Source organism: Litoreibacter ascidiaceicola (genome assembly GCF_900129235.1).
Taxonomy (GTDB): Bacteria; Pseudomonadota; Alphaproteobacteria; order Rhodobacterales; family Rhodobacteraceae; genus Litoreibacter; species Litoreibacter ascidiaceicola.
In genome coordinates this window covers 35007-60851 of record NZ_FQUV01000013.1, presented here as the reverse complement: position 1 = coordinate 60851, position 25845 = coordinate 35007, and the positions used below count along the sequence as shown (strand labels likewise).

Annotated in this window: 29 protein-coding genes, 1 tRNA gene and 1 pseudogene; 16 read left to right on the top strand and 15 right to left on the bottom strand. The window is 58.3% G+C overall.

The annotated features are described in order from the left end of the window. Window positions 1-97 precede the first annotated feature (97 nt). A pseudogene (locus BUB72_RS18695) lies at window positions 98-548 on the bottom strand (helix-turn-helix domain-containing protein); the annotation flags it as partial. A 275-nt stretch (window positions 549-823) separates the two neighbouring features. After that, window positions 824-1231: a hypothetical protein gene (locus tag BUB72_RS18085; protein ID WP_073146319.1), complete on the bottom strand. Its 408-nt coding sequence runs from the start codon at window positions 1229-1231 to the stop codon at window positions 824-826. 239 nt (window positions 1232-1470) lie between these two features. Between BUB72_RS18085 and BUB72_RS18080 the strand changes: the two genes are divergently transcribed. Next, on the top strand, window positions 1471-2436 hold the full coding sequence (locus BUB72_RS18080; protein WP_073146328.1) for a hypothetical protein: 966 nt from the start codon (window positions 1471-1473) through the stop codon (window positions 2434-2436). 4 nt (window positions 2437-2440) lie between these two features. On the opposite strand, the gene BUB72_RS18075 is transcribed toward BUB72_RS18080, so the two are convergent. Continuing rightward, on the bottom strand, window positions 2441-2749 hold the full coding sequence (locus BUB72_RS18075; RefSeq protein ID WP_073146317.1) for a phosphoribosyl-ATP diphosphatase: 309 nt from the start codon (window positions 2747-2749) through the stop codon (window positions 2441-2443). After that, a complete protein-coding gene (gene hisF, locus BUB72_RS18070) occupies window positions 2746-3510 on the bottom strand; it encodes an imidazole glycerol phosphate synthase subunit HisF (RefSeq protein WP_073146315.1) in 765 nt (254 codons plus the stop codon). The genes BUB72_RS18075 and hisF overlap by 4 nt, the downstream gene beginning before the upstream one ends. Window positions 3511-3629: 119 nt before the next feature. Here hisF and BUB72_RS18065 point away from each other — a divergent pair, with 119 nt between their 5' ends. Continuing rightward, window positions 3630-4073: a DUF302 domain-containing protein gene (locus tag BUB72_RS18065; protein WP_073146326.1), complete on the top strand. Its 444-nt coding sequence runs from the start codon at window positions 3630-3632 to the stop codon at window positions 4071-4073. A 4-nt stretch (window positions 4074-4077) separates the two neighbouring features. Here the strand turns inward: BUB72_RS18065 and hisA are convergent, their stop codons facing one another. After that, window positions 4078-4800, bottom strand: a complete 723-nt coding sequence (hisA, locus tag BUB72_RS18060; protein ID WP_073146313.1) for a 1-(5-phosphoribosyl)-5-[(5-phosphoribosylamino)methylideneamino]imidazole-4-carboxamide isomerase — start codon at window positions 4798-4800, stop codon at window positions 4078-4080. A 118-nt stretch (window positions 4801-4918) separates the two neighbouring features. On the opposite strand from hisA, the gene BUB72_RS18055 reads away from it, so the two are divergent. Beyond that, on the top strand, window positions 4919-5305 hold the full coding sequence (locus BUB72_RS18055) for a DUF2147 domain-containing protein (RefSeq protein ID WP_073146311.1): 387 nt from the start codon (window positions 4919-4921) through the stop codon (window positions 5303-5305). Between the two features lie 136 nt (window positions 5306-5441). Continuing rightward, window positions 5442-5597 (top strand): hypothetical protein, encoded by a 156-nt coding sequence (locus BUB72_RS18920; RefSeq protein ID WP_175549205.1) that lies wholly within the window; start codon window positions 5442-5444, stop codon window positions 5595-5597. A 4-nt stretch (window positions 5598-5601) separates the two neighbouring features. On the opposite strand, the gene hisH is transcribed toward BUB72_RS18920, so the two are convergent. From hisH to BUB72_RS18015, 8 genes are all read right to left on the bottom strand, one after another. Continuing rightward, the gene (gene hisH, locus BUB72_RS18050) at window positions 5602-6252 is read right to left on the bottom strand and encodes an imidazole glycerol phosphate synthase subunit HisH (RefSeq protein ID WP_073146309.1); all 651 of its coding nucleotides are present in this window, start codon (window positions 6250-6252) and stop codon (window positions 5602-5604) included. Between the two features lie 34 nt (window positions 6253-6286). Then, window positions 6287-6874, bottom strand: coding sequence for an imidazoleglycerol-phosphate dehydratase HisB (gene hisB, locus BUB72_RS18045; protein ID WP_073146307.1), 588 nt, complete (start codon window positions 6872-6874; stop codon window positions 6287-6289). A gap of 396 nt (window positions 6875-7270) precedes the next feature. Continuing rightward, a tRNA-Gly gene (locus BUB72_RS18040) sits at window positions 7271-7345 on the bottom strand. A 79-nt stretch (window positions 7346-7424) separates the two neighbouring features. After that, window positions 7425-7736: a hypothetical protein gene (locus tag BUB72_RS18035; RefSeq protein ID WP_073146305.1), complete on the bottom strand. Its 312-nt coding sequence runs from the start codon at window positions 7734-7736 to the stop codon at window positions 7425-7427. A gap of 38 nt (window positions 7737-7774) precedes the next feature. After that, the gene (locus BUB72_RS18030; protein ID WP_073146303.1) at window positions 7775-8785 is read right to left on the bottom strand and encodes an endonuclease/exonuclease/phosphatase family protein; all 1011 of its coding nucleotides are present in this window, start codon (window positions 8783-8785) and stop codon (window positions 7775-7777) included. Continuing rightward, window positions 8782-9471: a molecular chaperone DjiA gene (locus BUB72_RS18025; RefSeq protein ID WP_073146301.1), complete on the bottom strand. Its 690-nt coding sequence runs from the start codon at window positions 9469-9471 to the stop codon at window positions 8782-8784. Before BUB72_RS18025 ends, BUB72_RS18030 begins: the two co-directional genes overlap by 4 nt. A 32-nt stretch (window positions 9472-9503) precedes the next feature. Then, window positions 9504-9995 (bottom strand): GNAT family N-acetyltransferase, encoded by a 492-nt coding sequence (locus BUB72_RS18020; protein WP_073146299.1) that lies wholly within the window; start codon window positions 9993-9995, stop codon window positions 9504-9506. Next, complete coding sequence (locus BUB72_RS18015; RefSeq protein WP_073146296.1) at window positions 9992-10615, bottom strand: VOC family protein; 624 nt, start codon at window positions 10613-10615, stop codon at window positions 9992-9994. The genes BUB72_RS18020 and BUB72_RS18015 overlap by 4 nt, the downstream gene beginning before the upstream one ends. A 64-nt stretch (window positions 10616-10679) precedes the next feature. Between BUB72_RS18015 and BUB72_RS18010 the strand changes: the two genes are divergently transcribed. From BUB72_RS18010 to BUB72_RS17990, 5 genes are all read left to right on the top strand, one after another. Next, on the top strand, window positions 10680-11267 hold the full coding sequence (locus tag BUB72_RS18010) for a 5-formyltetrahydrofolate cyclo-ligase (RefSeq protein ID WP_073146294.1): 588 nt from the start codon (window positions 10680-10682) through the stop codon (window positions 11265-11267). Then, the gene (locus BUB72_RS18005; protein WP_073146292.1) at window positions 11264-12079 is read left to right on the top strand and encodes a TIGR00282 family metallophosphoesterase; all 816 of its coding nucleotides are present in this window, start codon (window positions 11264-11266) and stop codon (window positions 12077-12079) included. Before BUB72_RS18010 ends, BUB72_RS18005 begins: the two co-directional genes overlap by 4 nt. 13 nt (window positions 12080-12092) lie before the next feature. Next, entirely contained in the window at window positions 12093-13001 is a 909-nt protein-coding gene (locus BUB72_RS18000) for a DMT family transporter (protein WP_073146289.1), read from the top strand. Then, window positions 13001-14779: an SLC13 family permease gene (locus BUB72_RS17995; RefSeq protein WP_073146287.1), complete on the top strand. Its 1779-nt coding sequence runs from the start codon at window positions 13001-13003 to the stop codon at window positions 14777-14779. Before BUB72_RS18000 ends, BUB72_RS17995 begins: the two co-directional genes overlap by 1 nt. Window positions 14780-14869: 90 nt before the next feature. Then, window positions 14870-15313 (top strand): hypothetical protein, encoded by a 444-nt coding sequence (locus BUB72_RS17990; RefSeq protein WP_073146285.1) that lies wholly within the window; start codon window positions 14870-14872, stop codon window positions 15311-15313. Between the two features lie 16 nt (window positions 15314-15329). Here BUB72_RS17990 and BUB72_RS17985 read toward each other — a convergent pair whose 3' ends face one another. After that, window positions 15330-17111 (bottom strand): SLC13 family permease, encoded by a 1782-nt coding sequence (locus BUB72_RS17985; protein ID WP_073146282.1) that lies wholly within the window; start codon window positions 17109-17111, stop codon window positions 15330-15332. Between the two features lie 117 nt (window positions 17112-17228). Between BUB72_RS17985 and BUB72_RS17980 the strand changes: the two genes are divergently transcribed. Beyond that, the gene (locus BUB72_RS17980; RefSeq protein ID WP_073146280.1) at window positions 17229-17969 is read left to right on the top strand and encodes a YebC/PmpR family DNA-binding transcriptional regulator; all 741 of its coding nucleotides are present in this window, start codon (window positions 17229-17231) and stop codon (window positions 17967-17969) included. A gap of 74 nt (window positions 17970-18043) precedes the next feature. Here the strand turns inward: BUB72_RS17980 and BUB72_RS17975 are convergent, their stop codons facing one another. Then, on the bottom strand, window positions 18044-18919 hold the full coding sequence (locus tag BUB72_RS17975) for a LysR family transcriptional regulator ArgP (protein ID WP_073146278.1): 876 nt from the start codon (window positions 18917-18919) through the stop codon (window positions 18044-18046). Between the two features lie 93 nt (window positions 18920-19012). Here BUB72_RS17975 and BUB72_RS17970 point away from each other — a divergent pair, with 93 nt between their 5' ends. The 6 genes from BUB72_RS17970 (at window position 19013) to betA (ending at window position 25842) form a co-directional block, all read left to right on the top strand. After that, complete coding sequence (locus tag BUB72_RS17970; RefSeq protein ID WP_073146276.1) at window positions 19013-19615, top strand: LysE/ArgO family amino acid transporter; 603 nt, start codon at window positions 19013-19015, stop codon at window positions 19613-19615. 38 nt (window positions 19616-19653) lie between these two features. Continuing rightward, entirely contained in the window at window positions 19654-20553 is a 900-nt protein-coding gene (locus tag BUB72_RS17965; protein WP_073146273.1) for a DMT family transporter, read from the top strand. A 61-nt stretch (window positions 20554-20614) separates the two neighbouring features. Beyond that, window positions 20615-21187: a choline-binding transcriptional repressor BetI gene (betI, locus tag BUB72_RS17960; protein ID WP_073146271.1), complete on the top strand. Its 573-nt coding sequence runs from the start codon at window positions 20615-20617 to the stop codon at window positions 21185-21187. Continuing rightward, window positions 21184-22692, top strand: a complete 1509-nt coding sequence (betC, locus tag BUB72_RS17955; RefSeq protein WP_073146269.1) for a choline-sulfatase — start codon at window positions 21184-21186, stop codon at window positions 22690-22692. The genes betI and betC overlap by 4 nt, the downstream gene beginning before the upstream one ends. 37 nt (window positions 22693-22729) lie before the next feature. Continuing rightward, on the top strand, window positions 22730-24184 hold the full coding sequence (betB, locus tag BUB72_RS17950) for a betaine-aldehyde dehydrogenase (RefSeq protein ID WP_073146267.1): 1455 nt from the start codon (window positions 22730-22732) through the stop codon (window positions 24182-24184). After that, a complete protein-coding gene (betA, locus tag BUB72_RS17945; RefSeq protein WP_073146265.1) occupies window positions 24184-25842 on the top strand; it encodes a choline dehydrogenase in 1659 nt (552 codons plus the stop codon). Before betB ends, betA begins: the two co-directional genes overlap by 1 nt. Window positions 25843-25845 lie beyond the last annotated feature (3 nt).

Here is a 25845-nt window from a genome sequence, read left to right as displayed (position 1 = left end):
AGCACACAAACAACGGCATGCTGTCGCCAGTTGACTATGAAACAGAACAGAAGAAAATGAGCGAGGTGGGCGTCTAGGAAACTAGGGGCACCTCAGTCGAAGCCTCTGATACAAAGTAACTTCTGTGTCCGTGAAGGTTACAGCCAGCTCCCGTGGTGACAACTCTGTCTCCTTCAGCGCCAACTTGACGACCTTGTGCCGGATCTCATCAGGAATGCGGTTCCAAACATGCTTTGGCATTGGTGACTGTTCCTGCAAACCAGCCTCACCGCGTCGCAGATATCGGTCATACCAACGATAGAACGTCGTGCGCGGAATGCCGAGCTTAGCCAGTGTCTGACGGGCTGATAGATGCGACCCCTCGACCAGCCGGATGATCTCCAGCTTTTCTGATACGGGATATCTCATTCTTGGTCGCCCCCATCACCTGTCATGCATTTTTTGAGAAGGCGCAGTTCAAGCGTTTGCTCCGCTACAACCTCCTTCAGATCACGGGCTTCACGGCGCAGATCCTTTACCTCGTCAGTCGTGGCAGCACGCGCAGTGTCTCGGATCGCGACAAGTTTAGTCTGTGAATTCTCTGCAGGCGGGATTAAATTCCCTGCGGCGATGCTTATGGAATCAATGCTGTAAGTTATTGATTTTAATTGCGCAAATCCAGCCTGCTAAAACTCAAAATGTTCAAATTCACGCATTTCCCTGTAATTTCCCCTAATGGCAGGGAATTTTTAGTAGAGACGGGTTCGATTGAGACTGGGACCACCACCACTCAAAATCTCGAAGATTGTCGCAGCAGGCCACGACCGATGATTGTTCGCGTCGGTCAGTTTATTTGCACATCTTTGCGCAAATAGCGGTGCTCCATCGTCGTGCCATCGTCAAATAGCAGATTAATGGTCACGGTTTGCAGGCTATCGAGTGGCGCGACTGCGTAAGGAAGGTGTGTTTCCATCTTCAATGCCATCGGGGAGGCTTCGCCCAAGTAGCAAGGCTCGCCCTCCCAAACTTGCAACTCTCCGCCGTTGTAAGCAAAGCGGATTTGCTCGATCCCGCAGCGATAGGTCAGCAGGGTCGACATGTAGAGCAAGTCCTGCCCCTCATAGGGGCGGATGGCGATCCATTGCGGGCGGATCAGCTCCAGAATTGGCTTTACGCCCGCAGAGGTTGTGAAGTTTTGCGCCGAAACGGGATGGGGCATCAAAAAAACTAAGGCGATGAGAAAGGCGCGCATGCTGGGGTCTCCATATTGGGGCTTCCGCTCAGTATCGCGCGAGTTGTGCACCATACGCAAACTTTTCACGGCCCTGATGCCGTATGACTTCCGGTGCCAGTGCTTTGTGCCTATGCTGGGTGTAAGTAAAAAGAAGTGACGACATGGCCAAGAGCAGCAAACCCAAAACTAAAACGGCAAAGCCGAAGCCCAAAAAGACAAAGGTACCCGCCAAGCCGAAGACCCAGAGCTTCAACATCATGATGGTGGGGCAGGGTGGCAGGTTGCAATTTGAGGCGATGTTGCAAGTGGCGACACTGCGACACACCAACCCTGACTTTAAAGGGCGAGTGATCATCGCGGAGCCACAAAACAATCACCGCTGGGACGCTGACCCTCGGATGGCGAATAACGATGTTCGCGAAGCGCTTGTCGCGCTGGGCGCGGAAATCGTGCCATTTGAAAATCAGATATTCGGGTGCGGTTACCCATATGGCAACAAGATCGAAGCCTTGCAGGTTTTACCTGAAGGCGAGCCGTTCCTGTTTCTGGACACCGACACCCTGATCACCGGCGACCTGAGCAAGGTGCCGTTTGACTTTGACCGCCCCACCGCGTCGATGAAGCGGGAAAACACCTGGCCACAGCAGGAATTGTACGGGCCCGGCTATAACCAGATTTGGGGCTCGCTTTATCACAAATTCGGGCTCGATTTTGAAAGCTCTCTTGATACCAGCTACCCGGACGAATACTGGCGCCGCTATCTCTATTTCAACGCCGGATTCTTTTATTTCCGGTGCCCGAAGGAATTCGGTGATCGCTTCTTGGAATACGCACGCTTGATCCGCGATGAGCCGCCGGAAGAACTGGTGTGCCAGGAAATGAAACCATGGCTGGATCAGGTGGCATTGCCATTGACCATTCATTCCTTTGGCGGGGGACGTGTGCCAGAGGTGTCTGACATGATGGACCATGAAGTGACCTGTCACTACCGCGTCTTGCCTCTTCTCTACGCGCGCGAGCGCGACGAGGTGGTACGCATTCTGGAAGAGGCCGCGGCTCCCAACAAACTCAAGAAGGTTCTGAAGCAATATGAGCCGATCAGGCGCATGGTGTATCAGCGAAAAGGCCACAAAGTCCGCGAAATGTTCGACCGCGAGAAACTGCCGCGACGCGAACAGGCCATTCGAAACCAGATCAAACGCGCCAAGCTCTGGATGAGGTAAGGGCTTAGCTGCGGGACGCCTTTTCCGCGATGCCGGATTGCTGCGTGCGGGCTTCGAGGATCGTCATGACATCTGCGATGGCAACACCGCGCGCAGCCAGCATGACCAACAGGTGATACAGAACATCTGCGGCTTCTGACGTGAGGTTATCACGGTCATTCTTCACGGCAGCGATGATCGCTTCGATCGCTTCCTCGCCGAACTTCTCGGCACATTTCTCTGGACCTTTTTCAAGCAGTTTGGCGGTCCACGAACTGTCCGGGTCCGCGTCTTTGCGAGATGCGATGATGGCTTCCAGTTCTTCCAGTGTCATGCGCCCAACCTCATATTCAGCCCGGCCTTCGCCATATGGGCTTTTGCTTCTGCAATGGTGAAATCCCCGAAGTGGAAAATCGACGCGGCCAGTACTGCGTCCGCATGTCCTTCAGTCACCCCTTCCACCAAGTGATCCAGTGTTCCTACGCCACCGGAGGCGATCACAGGGACGCTCACTGCATCGGCAATGGCCCGCGTCAAAGGCAAATTAAATCCCGCGCGGGTTCCGTCGCGATCCATTGAGGTCAGCAGGATTTCCCCGGCACCCTTTGCAACAACAGTTTTGGCAAATTCTACGGCGTCAATGCCTGTGGGTTTCCGCCCACCATGGGTAAAAATCTCCCACTTTCCTGAGGACACAGTTTTGGCATCAATGGCCACAACAATGCATTGCGATCCAAAGCGATCAGCGGCTTCGGCGACGACATCGGGATTGGCAACGGCAGCCGAGTTGAAGCTGACCTTGTCAGCCCCGGCCAACAGCAATTTGCGCACATCGTCATGGGTGCGCACGCCACCGCCTACGGTCAACGGAATGTAGCAGGCTTCGGCGGTGCGGGTGACCACGTCGAACATCGTACCGCGGTTTTCGTGGGTCGCGTTGATGTCGAGAAAACACAGTTCATCCGCGCCAGCAGCGTCATAAGCCTTGGCGGCCTCGACGGGGTCTCCGGCGTCAATCAGGTCGACGAAGTTGACGCCCTTGACCACACGACCGTCTTTGACGTCGAGACAGGGAATGATGCGGGTTTTTAGCATGAACGTGGCTCCGGTTTGCGAGCATGGTTTAACGGCAATCCCTTGCCGATGCCAGCGATGTGATTGGCGTTTGATCCCAAGGTGTCGTGTTGTGTTCACATTATTTGAAAAGGAGACCCATCATGCGCCAATTAGCTTTGTTTATGGCCCTACTTGCGAGCGTTGCCATGCCTGCATCTGCAGAGCTGATCACCGTCAAATCCAGCAAGCCAGTGGCTGAAACCATGGATGCCTTGGAAGCCGCTGTGGGTAATGCGGGTGCGACCGTTTTCGCGCGTGTCGACCATCAAGCAGGGGCGGCGGGCGTTGATTTGCAAATGCCGGCAGCTCAAGTTCTGATCTTCGGCAACCCCAAGCTTGGGACGCCCGCAATGAATGCGGATATCCGCGCGTCATTATATTTGCCGCTGAAGGTCGCTGTGCACGAGGCCGATGGTGGCTCTGTGTTGGTTTATGAGGATCCGGCAGATATGTTCGGTGAACTGAATATACCTGAGGACGCCCCGTTCGTGAAAACAATGCAGGGTGCATTGGGCAAGCTCACAGGTGCGGCTGCGAAGTAGCGGCTTAGGCTTTCAACAGGTCTAGCGCCTCTTTCAGGTCGATCGCGCCATCATACAGCGCACGACCTGAAATTGCGCCATTTAGTGGTGCCCCCGTGGCCTTGAGCGCGCGCAGATCGTCCAGCGAGGATACGCCTCCGGATGCTATGACAGGAATGGAGACCGCATGGGCCAAGGCCGCTGTTGCCTCGACATTCGGGCCCTGCATCGCGCCGTCGCGGTTGATGTCGGTGTAAATCAACGCCGCGACGCCTGCGTCCTCAAACTGCCGTGCCAAGGCGGTGACCTCAATATCGGTCTCTTCGGCCCACCCACGGGTGGCAACCATGCCATTGCGCGCATCCAGTCCAATAGCCACCTGGCCGGGAAAGGCGCGGGCAGCCTCGCGCACAAGGTCGGGGTTTTCCACTGCCACGGTGCCAAGGATCACACGGGCGAGCCCCTTATTTAGCCAGCGTTCAATTGTGGCCATGTCCCGAATTCCACCACCAAGCTGGGCGGGGACTTTGGTTTGCGCCAAAATCGCGTCGACGGCGGCGCCATTCACCGGCTCCCCAGCAAATGCGCCATTCAGGTCGACGAGATGAAGCCATTCGCAACCAGCCTCGACGAAGGCCATGGCTTGGGCTGCGGGATTGTCATTGAAGACCGTGGCTTGCTCCATTTCACCTTTGTAAAGGCGTACACAATTGCCGTCTTTGAGGTCGATTGCGGGGTAAAGGATCATAGTGTCACGCCTTCGTTTTAGCTTGAATTGCGCGGTCTATTCCACATCCGCGCCCCAACGTCACGCTTGATTTGCGCCCTGATTTTCGCACCATGGTCGGCAGAACAGGGAGGAAATCATGAAAACACTTAAATTCGCAGCTGCGTTTGTCGTCGCATTTGCAGGTCAGGCACTAGCTGATCCGGTAGAAGGCGTCTGGAAAACACAAGTGGATGACGGGGCCTATGCCCATGTCACCATGAAGAAATGTGGCTCTGCCGTCTGTGGCACCATCTCTCGGACGTTTAACGCGTCGGGTGAATACAAGTCACCAAATCTCGGCAAGCAAATCGTGCGCTCGATGAAGCCACTTGGTGGTGGCAAGTATGAAGGCAAGGTTTGGCGTCCGTCCAATAACAAAATCTACTACGGCAAGATCGACCTTGGTGGAAGCAGTCTGAAACTCGCAGGCTGTATCGCTGGTGGTCTGCTGTGTTCCAAGCAAACTTGGACACGTATCAAGTAAGTCGATTTTTTATAAAAGTTGCCAAAGGTCGGGGAGGATTCCCCGGCCTTTTTTCGTGCTGGATTCAGGAGTTGTTATCTTCTGCACCTGATTGTCTCCAACAGGTCAACATTCGGCCTGATGTCAGGAGATTTCGATGAAGCTGCGTTTTACATTGATATGTGTCGGGTTCCTTGCGACTGGCTGTTCGCCGGTTGCGGTTGCGATACCTCTGGCTGGGCCGGACGGATGGATGCAAATGCTATCAGACAGCAACGCCAAAGGTGTCCCGCTGCTGTCGATGAACTGGTAGTCGCTTACGGTTTCCAGTTCAGGAAGTTCGCAATCATCCGAAGGCCTGTCTGCTGGCTCTTTTCAGGGTGGAACTGCATTCCAATCATGTTGTCGCGGCCAACAACGGCGGTAATATCTCCCCCGTAATCCACATGCGCCAACCGATGGGCCGGATTAGTGACCCGAAAGCTGTAAGAGTGGACGAAATAGGCGTGGTCGCCGGTATTTATGCCGTCCAGTACGGGATGCTTGGGGTTGGAGCTATCTAAAACCAAGTCATTCCATCCCATATGCGGGACCTTCAGCGACGGGTCGGCCGGGGTGATTTTGGCGATTTCACCTTCGATCCAGTCAAACCCCTTGGTGTCTTCATATTCGCGACCCCAGCTGGCCATCATTTGCATGCCGACGCAGATCCCCATGAACGGGCGGCCCTTGTTTATGACCGACGCAACGATGGCCTCGAACAAGGCCGCGCGGTCACGGGTGAGGGCATTCCGGCAGGCCGGGAAAGCTCCATCACCGGGCAACACGACCCGATCCGCCCGCGCAACATCTTCGGGCTTGGACGACACGATAACATCGCCACCGTCAACCTCTGCCGACATGCGCTGAAAGGACTTTTCGGCAGAGTGCAGATTGCCGCTGTCGTAGTCGACGAGGACGGTCAGCATGTGACAGCCACCCGACCATCAAATTTAAACATCATCAAAGCGTGCCTTTGGTCGACGGGATCGCATCAGATTTGCGCGGGTCAGTCTCGACCGCATCGCGCAAGGCACGTGCCACGGCCTTGAATGCGGCCTCCACAATGTGGTGGCTGTTGAAGCCGTGCAGCCGGTCAATATGGAGCGTAATGCCACCATGGGTTGAAAACGCCTGAAAGAACTCGCGCACCAGTTCGGTATCGAAAGCGCCGATCTTCTGGGTCGGAATCTCCAGATTGCAGATCAGGTAGGGACGTGCGGATAAATCCAGTGCGCACCGCACCTGAGCATCGTCCATCGCAAGGTGGCATTCGCCATATCGGCGGATACCACGCTTGTCGCCCAATGCCTCTGCCAGCGCCTGACCCAGAGCAATGCCCGTGTCTTCGACCGTGTGGTGGTCGTCGATATGCAGATCCCCCTTGGCGCGGATTTTCATGTCGATCAAGGCGTGGCGCGCCAGCTGGTCCAGCATATGGTCAAAGAAACCCACACCGGTCTGATTGTCATAAACACCAGAGCCATCAAGATTGATCTCGACAGAGATATTCGTCTCAGCCGTGCTGCGTGTAATTTTAGCGGACCGCATGGGGCTCTCCTTCAGGCAATTGGCTGCCTTATACGCAGGGCTGTCGAGCAGGCCAAGGGGGTGCGCAGGGTCTGAGCGGGCAGGTGTCGCGAAAATGCTGTGCTGCTGCTGCCAATGAATGGGGCGTCGCAGCCGTGGCGAAGGGCTTGATGTCACCGACCCGGATGCAACTGCTCCGATTTAAACCGGAATCGCGACATGGGGCTGCAATCCAAAGACAGCCGATATCTTGGCGAATGATACTGATCCGATTTTGCAATTTCCGGCAATCACACAAACCAACGGCTGCGGGTGGGCGGGCTATTATCCTTTGATGTTTGATCGCCACCGGATCACAACATACCCCAGAAAGCAGAAAAGCCTCGGCGTGAGCCAAGGCTTTTTCTTGTGACCAATTGGAGCGGGCGAAGAGATTCGAACTCTCGACCCTAACCTTGGCAAGGTTATGCTCTACCCCTGAGCTACGCCCGCATCCGTTGGTGAGCCGTGATTTAGCGACGGTGCGCGTGGGCTGCAAGAGAGAAATTCAGACCAAGCGCAAAAAATATCATCATAGATCGATGCTGCCATCCGGATTGACCTTGGGTTCGGCGTCAGGACCGTCGTCTGCCTTAGGCTTTTTACGGATGAGTATATCGCCGTTCGGTAAGACCTCTGGGGCTTCATAGGCATTCAGGTCAGACATTTTGTCGGCCAATTGCTCCATCAAGGGCATCATGTCGTCTGCAAAACCCTCAAACAGCTCTCTAAAGTTCTCGGCCAACGGCGCGAGATCACCCAACCCGAATGGTGGCGACTTCTCTTGGGCCGCCGCGGGAAGCGAGGACAGTGCCAGACTGCATATCAGTAAAAGCTGTTTCATCCCCCGAATATGGGGGCAATCCCGCAACAATTCAAACCCTAGAGATCAATGTCCAGCGTGACCGGAAAATGGTCTGAGGCGATAAGCAACGCCTCGCGCAGTTCCGGCGCGTTCCAGCAGTCGGGGTCATCAAACGGGTGCCAGATATGCCATTTTGGCGATCTAGCGGCCAAATCAGCCGAGACCATTATGTAATCCAGCATGGCATTCAGATAGCGCTTCTCTGGCCGCACATAGAAACGCGATGTGGTCGGGCGCGCTCCGAAAGGGTGGGTCATGATCTGTTGTGCGTGCGGGTCAAACAGCGTTTGCGCGGGGTCGTCGGACTGACCCAACACAATCTCCACACCCGAGCGTCCAAACAGCTTTTCGTAGCCGTCCAATCCGGGGCCGTCGTTGAAGTCGCCCAGAACAATCATCGAGTCGCCAGCCGTCAGATGCTCGGTCACCCGCCTGCGCAGCCAGATACATTGCGCCAGTTGCTTGCGCCGGTTCGCGATGGATATGCGCATAGCATCTGCTTCATTTCGTGCCCCGTGCGGCGCCTTTGACTTCAAATGCGCGCCGATCAACCGAAGCTCGATGCCAGTCTTGGTGGTTAGTGCGACTTCCAGCGGCGGTTTGGAGAACACCACGTCATCCATTTTTGCATCAATATCGAGATCCATCCGGAACGTGTTGTCAAAATGCGGAGCAGTCGCGCTTTGCCGCGGATCATGGACCGCGGTTACGACGTTCGGATCATAGAGCAGGGCGATTTCCTGCTGGGTGTCATTGTCGTAGCCGATCAGCGCATTCGTAGTCCGCAGGCCAAAATGCTCCGCAAAGTTTTCCAACGCAACACGCCCCGAGCGATTGGGGGACGTGTCAGGTGCTTCGATCACCATAATGGCGTCGGCGTCGATGGAGTGAAACACAAGCCCTAGCGCCTGTGCTTGCATGGCTTTGGTGACGTTGTAGCGCGACGACCATGTGCCGTCCTGGATCAGGTTATTTGCGTCGTCGAACAGATAGGTGAACCATTCGACGTTATAGGTTGCAATCCTCATGCAACAGGCTCGCGCTCTGCCAGAATTTCGGCCCACGCGGCGTTGATGCGGATAAGGCGTTTTTCCGCCATCTTGACCGCTTCATGGGGAACCCCGCGTGCGGCCATCACATCAGGGTGGGTGTCCTTAACCAATTGCCGCCAGCGCTTGCGGACGTCTTCCAAGGCCATCTCAGGCGTCGCCTCCAGCACCGCGTAGGGATCAGGAGACGCATCGTCCACGAACCGCGCCCGTAAGCAGCGGAATTCCGGCTCGGTAATCTTGAATATGGCCGCCACACTTAGCAAAAACTCGTCTTCCAACGGGTGGTAGCTGCCGTCGGCGACAGCAATGTGGAACAGACCTTCCATCAAATCATACAAGGTCGAGTGATTGTCCTCGAACATCGTCGCAATCTTGCGGGCGTAATCGTCAAACCCAGCCACATCTTGGCGCGCCAGATTGAACAGCTTGGCGGCCTGTGTTTCGTCCTCAGGTGCAATTGTGAATACTTCGCGAAATGCAGTCACTTCGTCGCGGGTCACGCGCCCGTCGGCCTTTGCCATCTTGGCCCCAAGTGCAATCACCGCAATGGTAAATCCCACGCGCCGTTCGGGCGGGGTGCGAAGATGCGCGAAAACATCCGAGAGGCTTTCACCAGCGGCTAACGCCGAGAGCGCGTTCGATATGCGGGTCCAAACTGACATGGGCAATAGGCTAAACTATTCGGTTCAGCTTGTCAGACAAATTTCTGCATCAGCACAAGGTCGATGAACCGCCCGAATTTGTAGCCCGCCTGAGGGATCAGCCCCACCTGCGCAAACCCCAACCTGCCATGAAATGCGATCGCCGGCGCGTTCTCAGCCGAGATGCCTGCGATCAGGCTGTGAATGCCCGCGTTACCTGCGTGCTCGTGCAATGCGTTGAACAGGCGTCGCCCAAGTCCATGCCCGCGCGCAGTCGGGGAGAGGTGAATCGTGAGCTCGGCTGTGCGCGCATACCCGTCGCCCGCGCGAAACGGGCCGTATTTCGCATAACCGGCGATAACCCCATCCATGTCCGCCACAAGATAAGGATCACCCCGCCGTTGATGGTCCGCCAACGCGGCGCATAATTCGGCTTCCGTCACTTGGGTGGGGGAGAACGTAATCGTGGTTTCAGCAATGATCGGATTGAGAACGGACAATATACCCTTGGCATCCTCCGGCCGCGCCGTGCGGATCAAGGTCATGTCAAAACGCGCCGTCCCTGTGGCGTGTCGAAACTGGCAGAAAGGCTTGGTGACTCCGCCGTTTGAAACAGCACAGTATCGCGCGGCAAAAGCGGGGCGAGAGTTTCTGCCATCTCCAAAGCGTCTGGATGATGCATTACAAAACCACCCAACCGGATACCCTGATCGGGCAACAATGGTGCCGGATGCATATCGCCATGCCATTGGATCAGTGCAGGTCCCCAACCACCCCACGGCAAGATGCCGTCGTCTGGAACAGCCATGGACCAGCGAAAATCCCCACGTTGCAGCGAGATTGGCTGCCCGAACCCGTCTGGAAGCGCGGCCAAGGCCGCATCAAGGTCGTCGGTGGCCAATATCCAGTTTGTCAGACGCGGCGGGCCTTGGAAGTTATCGAGGTTAAACCACCGTGGTCGGTTCGGCGCTTCGGCATCCGGATTGATGGCAATCGCCTCGAAATAGATCTCCGGCCCCAGCGAGAGCAGATGGTTATGCGTTCCCATCTGCGGATGCTCGCCGCGCGTCGCTAGGTCAACGCCAAGCGCCTCTTCGACATGCATGCGGCCCACATCCAGAGTTTCAGCGGCGAGGGCGAGGTGATCTAATCTTAAAAGGTTCATGGCAGCACGATAGGCGTGTCGACAGGGACTTGCCAAGAGGGCAGCGTCAGGCAACAACACGGCTATGGATGATCTAAGCCAAGCCAAAGCCGCCGCACGCAAAGCCGCCTTCGCACGCCGCAGTGCGGCAAAATCGCCGGAGCGCGACGCCGCTGCGATAACCAACCTTCTGGAGACAGTTTTGCCCCACAAGGGCAGCGCGCTGTCCGGCTATTTGCCGATCCGCACCGAAGTGGACCCTGTTCCCGTTATGGCGGCAATGGCTGCGTGGGGGCCGGTTTGCGTACCTGTAATCAAGTCCAAAGGTCATCCGCTGGAATTTCACCGCTGGGAGCCCGGTTGTGCCATGAAAGACGGCGGGTTTGGCACCTTCATTCCGGCCACGGCGGAAGTCGTCGTGCCGCAAGTTCTGATTGTTCCACTCGTCGCATTTAGCCAAGACGGTGGTCGGCTGGGTTATGGTGGCGGGTTTTACGACCGGACCCTTGAAGGGCTGCGGGCCCGCGGCAAGGTTTTCGCCATCGGCTACGCGTTCGCGGCTCAGAAAGCCGTAGACATTCCGCTGGAGCCGACTGACCAACCGCTGGACGCTATCGTGACGGACGAGGGTGTGTTGCACCTCTCAGGCAATGGCCCTAGGTCTCTCGCATGAAAATTTTGTTTCTCGGGGATGTGATGGGGCGCGCCGGGCGCGCAGCTATCGTGGATCGTTTGCCCAAATTACGGGCGGATTGGGCGTTGGATTTTGTCGTGGTCAACGGCGAGAACGCCAGTTCCGGCGCTGGGCTGACTGCGGCCCATGCGAAGATTTTGCTCGACGCAGGTGCAGACTGTCTGACCTTGGGCGACCACGCCTTTGACCAGCGCGATATGTTGCAGTTCATCGAAAAAGAGCCGCGTATCATTCGCCCGATCAATTTCGCCAAAGATGCCCCGGGGCGCGGGCATGGCATATTCGAAGCCGGTCGGGGCCGCAAAATTCTGGTGACGCAGGTGCTGGGTCAGGTGTTTATGAAGCGCCCGTTCGAGGATCCTTTCGGGAAGCTGGAGCAAGTTCTCAAAACCCACCCGCGCGGCGGCATGGTTCAGGCGTCTCTGGTGGATGTTCACTGCGAAGCCACGTCCGAGAAAATGGCTATGGGCCATTGGTGCGACGGTCGGGCCAGTGTCTGCGTCGGAACGCATACCCATGTGCCGACCGCTGACGCCATGATCCTGCCGGAAGGCTGTGCCTATCTGTCGGATGCCGGAATGTGTGGTGATTATCGGTCGGTGATCGGAATGGATAAGGCCGAGCCCATGCGACGCTTCGTGACCGGTATGGTGAAGGGGCGGTTTACACCTGCAATGGAGGAGGCGACGCTCTCCGGCCTTTACGTGGAAACCGATGATCGTACCGGTGCAGCAACCCGTATTGAGATGGTGCGCCAAGGCGGGCGACTGGCACAAGCCGGCCCCGCGTGAGCACGCAACTCTGATGAACGAGCGTAACAGCCTCTTTGGGGCGTTGATCGTCCTGGGGGCGGGCTGGGGGCTCACGCAACCGCTGGGCAAGCTCGCCGTGGAAGGCGGGTATCGCCTGTTTGGTTTGGTATTCTGGCAAGCCGTAATCTCCGGCGCGATTTTGGGGCTGCTGTGCCTGCTACGCGGCAAACCGCTGCGCTTGAACAGGGCGCAGCTTTGGGCGTGCTTGGTGATTGCCTTGGTCGGTACCGTGCTGCCCGGTGCCGCGTCATACACTGCGCTGGTTTACTTGCCGTCAGGCTTGGTTTCGATTTTGCTGTCTCTAGTGCCAATGATGGCTTTTCCGGTCGCGGTTTTGTTGGGAAATGAAAACTTCGCGTGGTCTCGGCTGACGGGCTTGGCGCTGGGCCTTTGTGGCGTGTTGTTGATCGTCTTGCCCGAGGCAAGTTTGCCCGACCGCGCAATGGTCGTCTACATCCCCATCGCCCTTATCGCGCCGCTGTTCTACGCGATGGAGGGCAATTACGTCGCCCGTTGGGGCATTGCGGGGCTGGACCCGTTGCAGCTTCTGTTCGGCGCAAGCGCGATTGCAGCGCTTATCTCGGGGCCATTGGCCGTGTTGCAAGGGCAGTTCATCAACCCGTTTGGCCGCCCCTATGGCGTGGCAGAGTGGGCGCTGATCGGGTCGGCAGTGATCCATGCGGGAGTCTATTCGTCCTATGTTTGGCTTGTCGGGCGCGCGGGCCCTGTTTTTGCGGTGCAGGTCAGCTATCTGGTAACGGCTTTCGGTGTTGTTTGGGCCATGTGGCTCTTGGGCGAGCGGTATTCGCTTTGGGTCTGGGCTGCCTTCGCTATACTCCTCGTTGGGCTGGCGCTGGTTCAACCACGCCCACCCTTGGATATTGAACCAACGGAGTCCTGATGGAACTTCTAGATTTGTCCCAAAATGCACGTGCCGTTCTGGCCTTGCTGGTCGTCGTCGGCATGTTTGCACTGTTCGTGCGCGAAACATATCCGACGGAAGTTGTCGCCATCGGTGGAGCGTCCGTCCTGCTTGCGACGGGTGTGCTGCCGTATCAAGCGGCCCTATCAGTCCTGTCCAACCCCGCGCCATGGACCATCGCAGCGATGTTTATTATCATGGGGTCGCTGGTGCGGACAGGGGCGCTCGACTGGTTCACACGGATCGCGGACCGGAACGCCGCAAAGCGACCTGCCTTCGCCCTGGCGGGGATGTTTGCCTTTGTGGTGATCTCCTCTGCGATTGTATCAAACACGCCTGTTGTGGTCGTGATGATCCCAGTTTTTGTGCAACTGTCGCGCACCCTCGGGGTCTCCGCGTCCAAATTGCTGATCCCTTTGTCCTATGCCGCCATCTTGGGCGGCACGCTCACGCTTATCGGGACATCGACCAACCTGCTTGTGGACGGTGTGGCGCGGGCGAACGGTCTTGCCGCGTTCACGATTTTCGAAGTGACACCCCTTGGCATCGTGCTGGTGGCATGGGGGATGTTCTATCTGCGCTTTATCGCCCCACGGCTCTTGCCCGACCGTGACAGCATGGCGATGATGCTTTCTGATCGCTCCAAGATGAAGTTCTTCACCGAGGCCGCCATCCCACCAGAGAGCAACCTGCTCGGGCGCGAAGTTCTGGATGTCCAGCTGTTCAAGCGTGAGGGTGTGCGGCTGGTCGACGTTGTGCGCGGGGACACCTCTTTGCGCCGCAATCTGAAAGACGTGACCCTGCAAACGGGTGACCGCGTGGTTTTGCGCACAGAAATGACGGAGCTGCTGTCCCTGCAAAACAACAAAGAACTGAAGCGCGTGGACCAGCTGTCCGCAGTCGAAACCTCGACTGTCGAGGTGCTGATCACTCCGGGTTGTAAAATGGTCGGCCGGTCGCTCGGCTCCATGCGTCTGCGCCGCCGCTACGGAGTGTATCCGCTGGCCGTGCATCGCAGGAACCAGAACATCGGGCGCCAGCTGGATGATCTGATCGTCAGGGTCGGGGACACCCTGCTTCTTGAGGGCGCGCAGGAAGACATCTCGCGGCTTGCAAATGATATGGAGCTGGTCGACGTCTCTCACCCGTCCGCCCGCGCGTTCCGCCGTTCTCACGCTCCGATTGCCATTGTGGCGTTACTGGCGCTGGTGGCGCTGGCAGGTTTCGGCGTTGCCCCGATCTTCCTGTTGTCCATCCTCGCGGTCGCCATCGTCCTGCTGACACGCTGCATCGACGCGGATGAAGCTTTTTCCCATGTGGATGGGCGTCTGCTGGCGTTGATCTTTTCTATGCTCGCCATTGGCGCAGCTCTCGAGGCCTCAGGCGCGGTTTCTCTGATCGTGGAGGCGCTCGCACCTTGGATGATGAACCTGCCGCCGTTCTTTGTGGTGTGGGGGATTTACCTTCTCACGTCTGTGCTCACCGAGCTGGTGTCCAACAACGCCGTCGCCGTGGTCGTGACGCCCATCGCAATCGGGCTGGCCGCTGCGATGGGGCTGGATGCACGGCCACTGGTTGTGGCAGTTATGGTTGCGGCATCGGCAAGTTTTGCCACGCCGATTGGGTACCAGACCAACATGCTGGTTTATGGCCCCGGCGGGTACCGGTTCACAGATTTCATGCGGGTGGGTATTCCGCTTAACCTGTCAATCGGGCTGCTGGCATCATTTGTGATCCCGATGATCTGGCCGCTCTGAACCACTCATTTTGCCCAACACCAGCTTTCGGCATTCCATGCCCACGGAGAGCAGTGTAAGCTGTGGATAAGTAACTCTTGCGGAGGACCTATGCGCGCCACAACCTGTAGTCTGATTGCCGTCATGGCGTTCTCCGTGTCCGGGTGCGAATTCCTGCGCGATATGTTCTTTGATCGCGGCCAACCTTTCGAGACTCCAGCCCCGCAGCCCGAACGTCAAACGCGGCCCGTGCTGGTTGCGCTGGAAGCAGATGCGGTGCTGGTCGGCATGGATGACACCACGCAATGTCTGGGGGCCGCAGGCGCTGCCGGTCGTGCCAATGGCTGGACGGGAACGCTCGCAGAATGCCCATACCCCTACACCTACGAAGTGGTGTTGGCGGCTGGCACGTTGCCCGGACGGGTCGTTCTGCAAGAAGTGATAGGCCCGACGATCATTGACGAGACGGTCGTGCCGTTCAGACCTTTGGCCGTCGTTACAGTTACAGACGCGATTGGTCAGTCTTACCGTTTTGAGAGCAGCGCTGGCTTCTAAAGCGCCGCTCGCGACTTTACAGCGGCCAAAATGTCAGGATTGCGGGAATCGACACCGCGACCACCAGTATCTCCAATGGTAGCCCCATGCGCCAGTAATCCCCGAAGCTATAGCCACCCGGACCTAGGATCAACGTGTTGTTCTTATGGCCGATCGGGGTCAGGAACGCACAAGATGCGGCCACGGCTACGGCCATCAGGAAGGGGTCGGGATTAACGCCCATCGTCTGCGCCATGGTGATCCCGATGGGGGCGGCCACGATTGCGGTGGCAGTGTTATTCAATACGTCCGACAGGGTCATCGTCACCACCATCAAGATCGTCAGAACGGCCCATGCAGGCATTCCTTCGGTCAGGTTGACAAGCGCCCCGGCGATAAGCTCCGTCCCGCCGGAACTTTCCAACGCCGCGCCCAACGGGATCATTGACCCAAGCAGCACCACGACGGGCCATTCGATATGGGTGTAAAGCTCAGATAAAGGCACGATGCGCGCCAGAACATAGGCCACCACAACGATACCCAAAGCCACTGGCAGGTAGATAATTCCGACTGATGCGGCGGCGACTGCTGCCGCGAAAAGTCCAATTGCCAACCACGTCTTTTTGTCTTCGGTCACTGCCAGTCCGCGAGCGGCAAGTGGCAGGCATCCAAGCCACTCGGTGACGTCATTGGCGTTGTCCTGCGGAACGAGAACAAGGAGGATATCGCCGGTCTCCACCACCGTTTTGCGAACCTCTTTTTTGATGTTTTTACCGCGGCGCGAAATGCCCAGCAGGACAGAGCGTTGCCGCCATGCCAACCCAATGCTTTGCGCGGTCTTGCCGTTGATGCGACTTTGTTCTGTGACGACAACCTCGATGACTTTCAGACCGTCGCCATCCGCGCGCAGATGTTCCTCGCGCTTGGCGTCGGCGAAGTCCAGCGACAGGGCCGAGCGGAATTCGTCCAGCGCGTCGGGGGTGGCTTCCAGCACCAACGCGTCGCCAGCCCGCAGGCCCGCGTTTTGCGCAGTGCCGTAACGCCGCTTCCCGTCGCGCACGAGGCCAAGGATCGCGACGTCCGCTTTCTCCGCGTCTTCGAGCAATTCGCCCAGTCGCTTGCCGATCAGTTTCGAGTCCTCGGGCACGGTCAGTTCCGCAATATACGCCGCGTAGTCGTCCATCGGGTTGCCGCGACGCCCCTCGTCGTCGCCCTGCGGGATTAACCGCCAACCGATCAGCGCGACGAAAATCAGGCCGGCAATCGCCGTCACGCTGCCCACAGGGGCGAAATCGAACATCTTGAACGGCTCCCCCAACATGTCCTCGCGGATAGAGGCGATAATGATATTGGGCGGGGTGCCGATCAGTGTCGCCATGCCGCCAAGGATCGTGGCAAAAGACAGTGGCATCAAAGACAGCCCCGGGCCGCGCCCTGCTTTGCGTGCGGTTTGTATGTCCACGGGCATCAGCAAGGCCAAGGCCGCCACGTTGTTCATAAAGGCTGAGAGCACTCCTCCGATAAGCCCCATCAGCGCAATATGTGCGCCGAGCGAGCGGGCGCTATCTACCAAGGTACGAGTGATCAGGAAGACCGCGCCGGATCGCACCAAGCCAGCCGAGACGACCAGCACCAGCGCGACCACCAGTGTCGCCGGATGGCCGAACCCGTCGAAGGCGTTCTTGGTCTCGACGACACCAAGCACGACGCCCGCCATAAGGGCAGAGAACGCAATCACGTCATAACGCCAGCGGCCCCAGAGAAGCAGCGCGAAAACAAGTCCGAAAAGGGCGAAAAGCGTAATTTGATCCTGTGTCATAGGACCATGTTATCGGCCTTTCACGCGGGCCGGAAGCGGGAATGGACGGCGACATCTTGCAGATTGCAAGCCGCTTGCATAAAAGCAGCCCGATACCGCATGTAAGGGGAGAGACCCATGGCCGGCCACTCAAAATGGGCAAACATCCAGCACCGCAAAGGGCGTCAGGATAAGTTGCGCTCGAAGCTGTTCTCGAAACTCGCCAAGGAAATTACCGTGGCAGCCAAGATGGGCGATCCCGACCCCGACAAGAACCCGCGCCTGCGTCTGGCGGTAAAAGAGGCCAAGTCGCAATCTGTTCCCAAGGACGTGATCGACCGCGCGATCAAGAAGTCGCAAGGCGGCGACGCTGAAAACTATGACGAAATCCGCTACGAGGGCTACGGCCCCGGTGGCGTGGCCGTCATTGTCGAGACGATGACAGATAACAAAAACCGCACCGCGTCGACGGTGCGCTCGACCTTTACTAAGAACGGTGGAAATCTGGGCGAGACGGGCTCCGTGGGCTTTATGTTCGACCGCAAGGGGCAGGTGATCTATCCGGCCTCCGTGGGTGACGCAGATACAGTTATGATGGCCGCGATCGAGGCTGGTGCCGAGGATGTAGATTCTTCCGAAGACGGTCACGTGATTATCTGTGCGGACACGGATCTGAACACGGTATCCACGGCGCTGGAGGCCGAGTTGGGCGAGAGTGACTCGACCAAGCTGATCTGGCAGCCGACCACCACCACCGAGCTGGATCTGGAAGGCATGACCAAGCTGATGAAGCTGATCGACGCGTTGGAGGATGATGACGACATCCAGAACGTCACTGCCAATTTCGAGGCCAGTGACGAGGTCATGTCGCAGCTCTGACCTAACGGACGCGCCTGCGGCGCGGCACGATTATTGATTGGGGCGTGGCCAATGGTTGCGCCCTTTTTCGTGGGTCAGGATTGGATCAGCGCTTGCCGTGCGTGCCGCATCACAGAGCGGCTCAACTGGCGCAACGGCTCGGCCGTCAATCGGGATACCTGCCAGAAGAGCGGGACGTCCATAGGTGCGTTCGGTGCAACCTCGACCAGCGTTCCAGCGTCGAGTTGAGAGCGGCTCAGACTATCGGGGTTCATCCCCCAGCCCAAGCCCAGACAGGCGGCAACGACAAACCCGTGCGACGAGGCAAGACGGTGTTTTGGCAAGATTACCGTGCGTCCGGCGATGATGTTCGCCCAATCTGATTGAAGTCGGTCCTTGTCATTGAAGGTCATCGCCGGTGCGCGCTCCAAAGCCTCAGGGGTCGGGCCGTCGGGCATGTGGCGGGCCATATAATCCGGCGAAGCCGTCGCAAAATAGCGCATCGCACCAAGGGCATGGCTGTCGCAACCTTGCACGGGGCCAGGATGGCCGGTGACTGCCGCCGCGACCTCGCCCGCGCGCAACCAGTCCGCGCTGTGATCTTGGTCATCGACGATCAAGTCGAAAAGGTAGTCGTCATGCTCCGCCAAGGCCGGCAGCAACCATGTTGCAAGGCTGTCGGCGTTAACCGCGATGCGCAGCGGGGTCCGCGACTCGGAGGACGGCAATCCGAACTCCAGCGCTTTTTCCATAAGCCGCACCTGATCGGTGTGGGTCGCCAGCTGCCTGCCCGCATTTGTCCCTGTGCACGGCTGTCCGCGCTTTACCAGAACGGTGCCGACCCGTTCCTCCAGCAGCTTAATGCGTTGCGAAACCGCAGATTGCGTCACACCCAATTGCGCAGCGGCGGCGTCAAAGCTGCCAGTTCTGATGACGGCACATAAGGCTTCAAGTTGATTATAGTCGTGCATTAGAAATTCTAATCATTGTTTAGGAAGATTAGCTAGTTTCTTTTTCGGGTTGCCGCTAGGCAGAGCGCACAGTCCCTTCGCAAGGTCTTGAATATGAGCATCTTTTTCTCCGGTTTCCTCCTTAGCTTTTCGCTGATCATGGCAATAGGTGCACAAAACGCGTTTGTGCTGCGCCAAGGCTTGCGGCGCGAACATGTCGCCTTGTGTGTCTTCATCTGTGCAACGTCGGACGCGCTGCTCATTGCCATCGGGGTGACCAGCTTCGGCGTCCTGAATGCGCAAATGCCGTGGCTTGGCCCGATCATGCGATATGGCGGGGCCCTGTTTTTGCTGGCCTACGGCGCGATGGCGTTCCGGTCCGCTCTCACCAGCACAGAGGCCCTCAACGTAGAGGGCCGCGCCCGCAGCGACTGGCGCAAGGTGGCCGCAACCTTGTTGGCGCTGACATGGCTCAACCCGCATGTTTATCTTGATACGGTGATCCTGCTCGGCTCCATTGCTGCGCAATACGGCGAGCAGCGCACGGTGTTCGGGGCAGGGGCAATAGTCGGGTCCTTCGTGTTCTTTATTTTGCTGGGCTTCGGGGCACGCCTGCTTGCACCGCTCTTCGCCCGTCCCAAGGCGTGGCGGGTTCTCGACGGGCTGGTTGGGGCCACCATGTGGGCGATTGCGATCAGCCTGATCTTCAACGGATAGGGCTTGCGCTCACCTGCGCACGGGTTTCAGGTGGCGCAATGGCACAAACTCAAAACAGGCCCGTTGCGGGCGTTATCTGGATGCTGGTCACGGGCGTGATGTTCGTGGCGGTGACGGCGATCGTGAAATACGTGGGCTCCGAGCTTCCTGCGGCCGAGGCCGCATTCCTGCGATACCTTCTAGGGCTGGTCTTCCTGATCCCGATGATTGGCCCGATCCGCAGAGCGAAACTGACCCCGCGTGCATTGAAACTGTTCGGCTTTCGCGGGGTGGTGCACACGCTTGGCGTGACATTGTGGTTTTACGCCATGACACAAATCTCCATCGCCGAGGTGACCGCGATGAACTACTTGGCACCGGTCTATGTCACCATTGGTGCTGCGTTTTTCTTGGGTGAAAAGCTGGCCTTGCGCCGGATACTCGCGGTCGTCGCAGCGCTCGTGGGCGCCATGGTCATCCTGCGTCCGGGGTTTCGGGAGCTGTCTCCCGGCCACTTCGCAATGCTCATCACCGCGGTGATGTTTGCGGGCTCCTACCTGACGGCCAAGGTTATGGCCGACGAGGTCAGCCCTGCCGTCGTCGTCGGTATGCTTTCGATCACTGTAACCATCGGCTTGGCCCCGTTGGCCGCGATGGTCTGGGTAACCCCTACATTGGAGCAGTTGGGCTGGATGTTCCTGCTGGCCTGCTTTGCCACTGCCGGACATTACTCGATGACATTGGCGTTTCAGGCCGCTCCGGTAACGGTGACGCAACCGGTGACATTCTTACAGCTGTTCTGGGCGGTTTTGCTCGGGGCGCTGGTGTTCGATGAGGCAATTGACGGCTGGGTAATCTTTGGCGGGCTTATCATCCTTGCCGCGGTCAGTTTCATAACTTGGCGAGAGGCCATGCTGAAGCGTGCAACCACGCCGCCTGTTCCGGCGACGAAGGTCTAGTCCTGATCTGCGAAGTTTTTATTGATTGACGAGTCAATAAAAAACCAGCAAGCGTGGATGTATGCCCAAGCTTGGAATGGAACCTATACGTCGCGAGGCTCTTGTCACCGCCGCGATTGCCGAAATCGGGGCGGCAGGATCGCTTGACGTAACTGTCAGCGCAATCTCGAAGCGGGCGGGAATGTCGTCGGCTTTGGCGCATCATTACTTCGGCAACAAGGACCAGATATTTCTTGCCGCCATGCGCCATATCCTTGCGGGCTTTGCTGTTGAAGTGCATAGCCGTCTGAGTTTGGCCAATACGCCGCGCGATCGGCTCAAGGCGCTGGTCGAGGCGAGCTTCGCGCGGTCCTGTTTCGACCCCGAAGTCATCAGTGCTTGGCTGAACTTCTACGTCAAAGCCCATAGCAGCCCAGATGCGATGCGCCTTTTGCGGGTGTACCAGCGCCGTCTGCGCTCCAACCTGATCCATGCCCTGCGCCCGATTTCCCGCAAACCGGAAGAGCTTGCTGACGCCATCGCGGCGCTGATCGACGGGCTCTATATTCGCGCGGCCCTTGGCGCGCCGATCTCCCGCGATCCCGCCGCCACGATCCTTGCGTTCACCGCCCCCCATCTTGAGGACGATCAATGAACCAGCCCAATTTCCTGATCCTCATGGTTGATCAACTTAACGGTACATTCTTTCCCGACGGCCCTGCCGATTGGCTGCATGCGCCAAACCTCAAGAAGCTGGCCGCCAAGTCCACCCGTTTCAAAAACGCCTATACAGCATCGCCTTTGTGCGCGCCGGGGCGGGCAAGCTTTATGTCTGGCCAATTGCCATCACGCACAGGGGTCTATGACAACGCGGCGGAGTTCTCCTCGGCCATTCCAACATTCGCGCACCACCTGCGCCGTGCAGGCTATCAAACCTGCCTGTCGGGCAAGATGCACTTTGTTGGCCCCGACCAGTTGCACGGGTTCGAAGAACGCCTGACCACCGACATCTATCCCGCTGATTTCGGCTGGACGCCGGACTACCGCAAACCGGGTGAGCGGATAGAGTGGTGGTATCACAACATGGGCTCGGTCACAGGGGCTGGTGTTGCGGAAATTTCCAACCAGATGGAATACGATGACGAGGTTGCCTACCATGCGACGCGCAAAATTTACGATCTGGCGCGCGGTAAGGATGCGCGCCCTTGGTGCCTGATGGCCAGCTTCACCCACCCGCATGACCCTTACGTGGCCCGCAAGAAATACTGGGACCTCTACGAAGATTGCGAGCATCTGATGCCCGACGTCGGTCCGATCCCCTACGAGGAACAGGACGCCCATTCCAAGCGCATCCTCGACGCCAATGATCGCGATAACTTCAACATCACAGAAGACCACATTCGTCGCGCCCGCCGTGCGCATTTTGCCAACATCTCCTATCTCGACGACAAAATCGGCGAGGTGATGGAGGCGCTGGAAGCCACACGTCAGGAGGCGACAATCCTGTTCGTCTCGGACCATGGCGATATGCTGGGAGAGCGTGGGTTGTGGTTCAAGATGAGCTTCTATGAAGGCTCGTCGCGCGTGCCGTTCATGGTGTCCTCGCCGGAAATGAAGGCGGGCCTGGTGACAGCGCCCGTCTCGAATATCGACTTCTGCCCAACCCTTTGTGACCTCGCGGGCGTGGATATGTCCGAGGTCATGCCTTGGACCGACGGCCAATCCATAGCCCCTTTGGGCAAAGGAGAGCGCCGCGACGAACCCGTCGCGATGGAATATGCCGCCGAGGCCAGCTACGCGCCGCTAGTGTCGTTGAGATACGGCAAATGGAAATACAACCGCTGCGCTCTGGACCCCGACCAGTTATTCGACCTTGAGGCGGACCCGCACGAGTTGACGGACCTTGCCGCCGACCCCGCACATGCTGGCACGCTCGCGTCCCTGCAAGCCAAGGCCGAGGCCCGCTGGGATCTGGATGCCTATGACGCCGCCGTGCGCCACAGCCAAGCGGGCCGCTGGGTGGTCTACGAAGCGTTGCGCAAAGGCGGCTACTATCCTTGGGACTACCAACCCCTGCAAAAAGCGTCCGAGCGGTACATGCGCAACCACATGGACCTCAACATTCTCGAGGAAAGCCAGCGCTTTCCTCGGGGCGAATAAACCCGTTTTAAAGATAACTCTGCAGGAGCCTGACCCCATGCAAAACGCACAACCCACTTCCAGCCACTTCATCAACGGCGCTTATGTCGAAGACGCCGAAGGTGCGCCAATCGAATGCATCTATCCCGCAACGGGGAAGGTAATCGCAACCCTGCACGAGGCGACGCCCGCGATCATCGACCAAGCGCTGAGTGCCGCGCATGCAGGTCAGAAAATCTGGGCCGCAATGACCGGTACCGAACGGGGCCGCATCCTGCGCCGCGCCGCCGACATCATCCGCGACCGCAACTGCGAGCTGTCTATTCTGGAAACCCTCGATACGGGCAAACCTCTGCAAGAAACGCTGGTCGCTGATGCAACCTCCGGTGCGGATGCGCTGGAATATTTCGGCGGTCTGGCCGCAACCTTGACGGGGGAGCATATCCAATTGGGTCAAGACTGGGTCTACACCATCCGCGAACCCTTGGGCGTGTGCGTGGGCATCGGAGCATGGAACTACCCCACGCAAATCGCGTGTTGGAAGGGTGCGCCTGCGCTGGCCTGCGGCAACTCCATGGTGTTTAAACCGTCCGAGACGACCCCGCTATGCGCCTTGAAAGTCGCCGAAATCCTGCACGAAGCGGGCTTGCCAGCTGGCGTCTATAACGTCGTCCAAGGTCGCGGAGCCGTCGGGGCGTCGCTGGTCACTGACCCGCGGGTCGCCAAGGTGTCGCTGACGGGCTCGGTCCCGACAGGCCGCAAAGTCTACGCCGCAGCCGCAGAACGGATGAAGCATGTCACGATGGAATTGGGCGGCAAGTCTCCCCTGATCGTGTTCGAGGATGCTGACATCGACAACGCGGTATCCGGCGCGATCCTCGGCAACTTCTATTCGTCAGGGCAGGTCTGCTCCAACGGCACGCGCGTGTTCGTTCAAAAGGACATCAAGGCGGCTTTCCTGAAACGTCTCAAAGAACGGCTGCAAGGGGCGGTGATGGGGGACCCGCTGGACGAGGCCACGAATTTCGGCCCCATGGTGTCCGCCGACCAGATGAATATCGTGTTGGGATACATCAACAAAGGCACAGATGAAGGCGCAACTCTGGTCGCGGGTGGCAAGATGGCTGAACGTGACGGCTTCTTCATCGAACCAACCGTATTTGCAGATGTCACCGACGATATGACCATCGCGCGCGAAGAAATCTTCGGCCCCGTTATGGCGGTGTTTGATTTTGACACCGAAGAGGAGGTGATGGCGCGTGCCAATGACACCGAGTTCGGTCTCGCAGCCGGCGTTTTCACTAACGACCTGACCCGCGCACACCGCGTGGTTGCGGGGTTCGAGGCGGGCACCTGCTACATCAATACTTACAATCTTGCACCCGTGGAGGCCCCGTTCGGGGGCTCCAAGGCATCGGGCGTTGGACGGGAAAACTCCAAAGAGGCAATCAATCACTATACGGAAGTCAAAACCGTCTACGTCGCCATGACTCCGGTCGAGGCGCAGTTCTAATGCAAGCCGAATACGTCATCGTCGGCGCCGGCTCTGCGGGCTGTGCCATGGCTTACCGTTTGGCGGAAGCAGGGAAGTCCGTGCTGGTGATCGAGCATGGCGGCACCGATTGGGGGCCGTTCATTCAGATGCCAGGCGCGCTCAGCTACCCGATGAACATGTCGCGCTATGATTGGGGCTACCATTCCGAACCCGAGCCGCACCTGAATAACCGCGAACTGGTAACACCACGCGGCAAGGTCGTTGGCGGGTCGTCTTCAATCAACGGAATGGTTTACGTGCGCGGTCACGCGGGCGATTTCGACCATTGGGCAGAGCAGGGGGCGGACGGTTGGTCCTACGCTCATGTGCTGCCCTACTACAAACGTATGGAAAGCTGGTCGGATGGCGGGCGCGGCGGTGATCGCGACTGGCGCGGCAGGGAAGGCCCGTTGAATGTGACACGCGGTCCGGGCAAGAACCCGTTGACCAAGGCTTTCATCGAGGCAGGGCAGCAGGCCGGATACCAAGTCACGCCTGACTACAACGGCAAGCAGCAAGAGGGCGTCGGACCGTTCGATGCCACGATCAAGAACGGGCGGCGCTGGTCGGCGGCGAACGCCTATTTGCGACCCGCCCTGAAGCGTGAGAATTGCACACTTGTTCAGGCCTTGGCCCAGAAAGTGATCATCAAGGACGGCCGCGCGACGGGCGTCGAGGTCCTTCGTGGTGGCAAAACGGAAATCATATCAGCAGGCAAAGAAGTCATCCTTGCCGCGTCATCCATCAACAGCCCGAAACTGCTCATGTTGTCCGGTATCGGCCCCGCGCAACACTTGCGTGACCACGGGATCGAAGTCGTCGCGGATCGTCCGGGCGTTGGGCAAAACTTGCAAGACCATCTGGAAATCTACCTGCAAATGGCGGCCTCCAAGCCGGTCAGCTTGTATCGCTACTGGAACATTCCCGGCAAAGGCTGGGTCGGTACACAATGGCTGTTGGCAAAGCTGGGCCTCGGGGCCTCCAACCAGTTCGAATCTGGCGGCTTTATTCGCTCCAAGGCGGGCGTGCGCTATCCCGACATCCAGTTCCACTTCCTGCCCATTGCCGTGCGCTATGACGGGCAGGCGGCGGCGGAGGGTCATGGCTATCAGGCCCATGTCGGCCCCATGCGGTCCAAATCGCGCGGGCAAGTGACGCTGCGCTCTGCCGATCCGGCGGACGCGCCGAAAATCGAATTCAACTACATGTCCCATCCCGATGACTGGGAGGATTTCCGCACCTGCATCCGCCTGACGCGCGAAATTTTCGGGCAAGACGCATTCGCCGAGTTCACCCGTCATGAAATCCAGCCCGGTGAGGATGTCCGGTCAGACGCGCAAATCGACGCCTTCATCGCGGAGCATGCCGAAAGCGCGTATCACCCTTGCGGCACCGCCCGCATGGGCCGCAGTAACGACGCGATGGCGGTGGTCGATCCGGACTGTCGGGTAATTGGTGTCGACGGTTTGCGCCTCGCAGACAGCTCGATCTTCCCACGGATCACCAATGGCAATCTGAACGCGCCGTCGATCATGGTGGGAGAGAAGGCCGCTGATCACATCCTTAGCCGTGATCCACTTCCAGCAGACAATTCCGAGCCGTGGATTCACCCGAACTGGCGCACGCAGCAAAGATGATCG

What these genes read in the sequence shown, in the direction of transcription:
- BUB72_RS18085 (WP_073146319.1), bottom strand. Translation starts at nt 1,231, where the DNA reads ATGCGCGCCTTTCTCATCGCCTTAGTTTTTTTGATGCCCCATCCCGTT.
- BUB72_RS18080 (WP_073146328.1), top strand. Translation starts at nt 1,471, where the DNA reads ATGATGGTGGGGCAGGGTGGCAGGTTGCAATTTGAGGCGATGTTGCAA.
- BUB72_RS18075 (WP_073146317.1), bottom strand. Translation starts at nt 2,749, where the DNA reads ATGACACTGGAAGAACTGGAAGCCATCATCGCATCTCGCAAAGACGCG.
- hisF (WP_073146315.1), bottom strand. Translation starts at nt 3,510, where the DNA reads ATGCTAAAAACCCGCATCATTCCCTGTCTCGACGTCAAAGACGGTCGT.
- hisA (WP_073146313.1), bottom strand. Translation starts at nt 4,800, where the DNA reads ATGATCCTTTACCCCGCAATCGACCTCAAAGACGGCAATTGTGTACGC.
- BUB72_RS18055 (WP_073146311.1), top strand. Translation starts at nt 4,919, where the DNA reads ATGAAAACACTTAAATTCGCAGCTGCGTTTGTCGTCGCATTTGCAGGT.
- BUB72_RS18920 (WP_175549205.1), top strand. Translation starts at nt 5,442, where the DNA reads ATGAAGCTGCGTTTTACATTGATATGTGTCGGGTTCCTTGCGACTGGC.
- hisH (WP_073146309.1), bottom strand. Translation starts at nt 6,252, where the DNA reads ATGCTGACCGTCCTCGTCGACTACGACAGCGGCAATCTGCACTCTGCC.
- hisB (WP_073146307.1), bottom strand. Translation starts at nt 6,874, where the DNA reads ATGCGGTCCGCTAAAATTACACGCAGCACGGCTGAGACGAATATCTCT.
- BUB72_RS18035 (WP_073146305.1), bottom strand. Translation starts at nt 7,736, where the DNA reads ATGAAACAGCTTTTACTGATATGCAGTCTGGCACTGTCCTCGCTTCCC.
- BUB72_RS18030 (WP_073146303.1), bottom strand. Translation starts at nt 8,785, where the DNA reads ATGAGGATTGCAACCTATAACGTCGAATGGTTCACCTATCTGTTCGAC.
- BUB72_RS18025 (WP_073146301.1), bottom strand. Translation starts at nt 9,471, where the DNA reads ATGTCAGTTTGGACCCGCATATCGAACGCGCTCTCGGCGTTAGCCGCT.
- BUB72_RS18020 (WP_073146299.1), bottom strand. Translation starts at nt 9,995, where the DNA reads ATGACCTTGATCCGCACGGCGCGGCCGGAGGATGCCAAGGGTATATTG.
- BUB72_RS18015 (WP_073146296.1), bottom strand. Translation starts at nt 10,615, where the DNA reads ATGAACCTTTTAAGATTAGATCACCTCGCCCTCGCCGCTGAAACTCTG.
- BUB72_RS18010 (WP_073146294.1), top strand. Translation starts at nt 10,680, where the DNA reads ATGGATGATCTAAGCCAAGCCAAAGCCGCCGCACGCAAAGCCGCCTTC.
- BUB72_RS18005 (WP_073146292.1), top strand. Translation starts at nt 11,264, where the DNA reads ATGAAAATTTTGTTTCTCGGGGATGTGATGGGGCGCGCCGGGCGCGCA.
- BUB72_RS18000 (WP_073146289.1), top strand. Translation starts at nt 12,093, where the DNA reads ATGAACGAGCGTAACAGCCTCTTTGGGGCGTTGATCGTCCTGGGGGCG.
- BUB72_RS17995 (WP_073146287.1), top strand. Translation starts at nt 13,001, where the DNA reads ATGGAACTTCTAGATTTGTCCCAAAATGCACGTGCCGTTCTGGCCTTG.
- BUB72_RS17990 (WP_073146285.1), top strand. Translation starts at nt 14,870, where the DNA reads ATGCGCGCCACAACCTGTAGTCTGATTGCCGTCATGGCGTTCTCCGTG.
- BUB72_RS17985 (WP_073146282.1), bottom strand. Translation starts at nt 17,111, where the DNA reads ATGACACAGGATCAAATTACGCTTTTCGCCCTTTTCGGACTTGTTTTC.
- BUB72_RS17980 (WP_073146280.1), top strand. Translation starts at nt 17,229, where the DNA reads ATGGCCGGCCACTCAAAATGGGCAAACATCCAGCACCGCAAAGGGCGT.
- BUB72_RS17975 (WP_073146278.1), bottom strand. Translation starts at nt 18,919, where the DNA reads ATGCACGACTATAATCAACTTGAAGCCTTATGTGCCGTCATCAGAACT.
- BUB72_RS17970 (WP_073146276.1), top strand. Translation starts at nt 19,013, where the DNA reads ATGAGCATCTTTTTCTCCGGTTTCCTCCTTAGCTTTTCGCTGATCATG.
- BUB72_RS17965 (WP_073146273.1), top strand. Translation starts at nt 19,654, where the DNA reads ATGGCACAAACTCAAAACAGGCCCGTTGCGGGCGTTATCTGGATGCTG.
- betI (WP_073146271.1), top strand. Translation starts at nt 20,615, where the DNA reads ATGCCCAAGCTTGGAATGGAACCTATACGTCGCGAGGCTCTTGTCACC.
- betC (WP_073146269.1), top strand. Translation starts at nt 21,184, where the DNA reads ATGAACCAGCCCAATTTCCTGATCCTCATGGTTGATCAACTTAACGGT.
- betB (WP_073146267.1), top strand. Translation starts at nt 22,730, where the DNA reads ATGCAAAACGCACAACCCACTTCCAGCCACTTCATCAACGGCGCTTAT.
- betA (WP_073146265.1), top strand. Translation starts at nt 24,184, where the DNA reads ATGCAAGCCGAATACGTCATCGTCGGCGCCGGCTCTGCGGGCTGTGCC.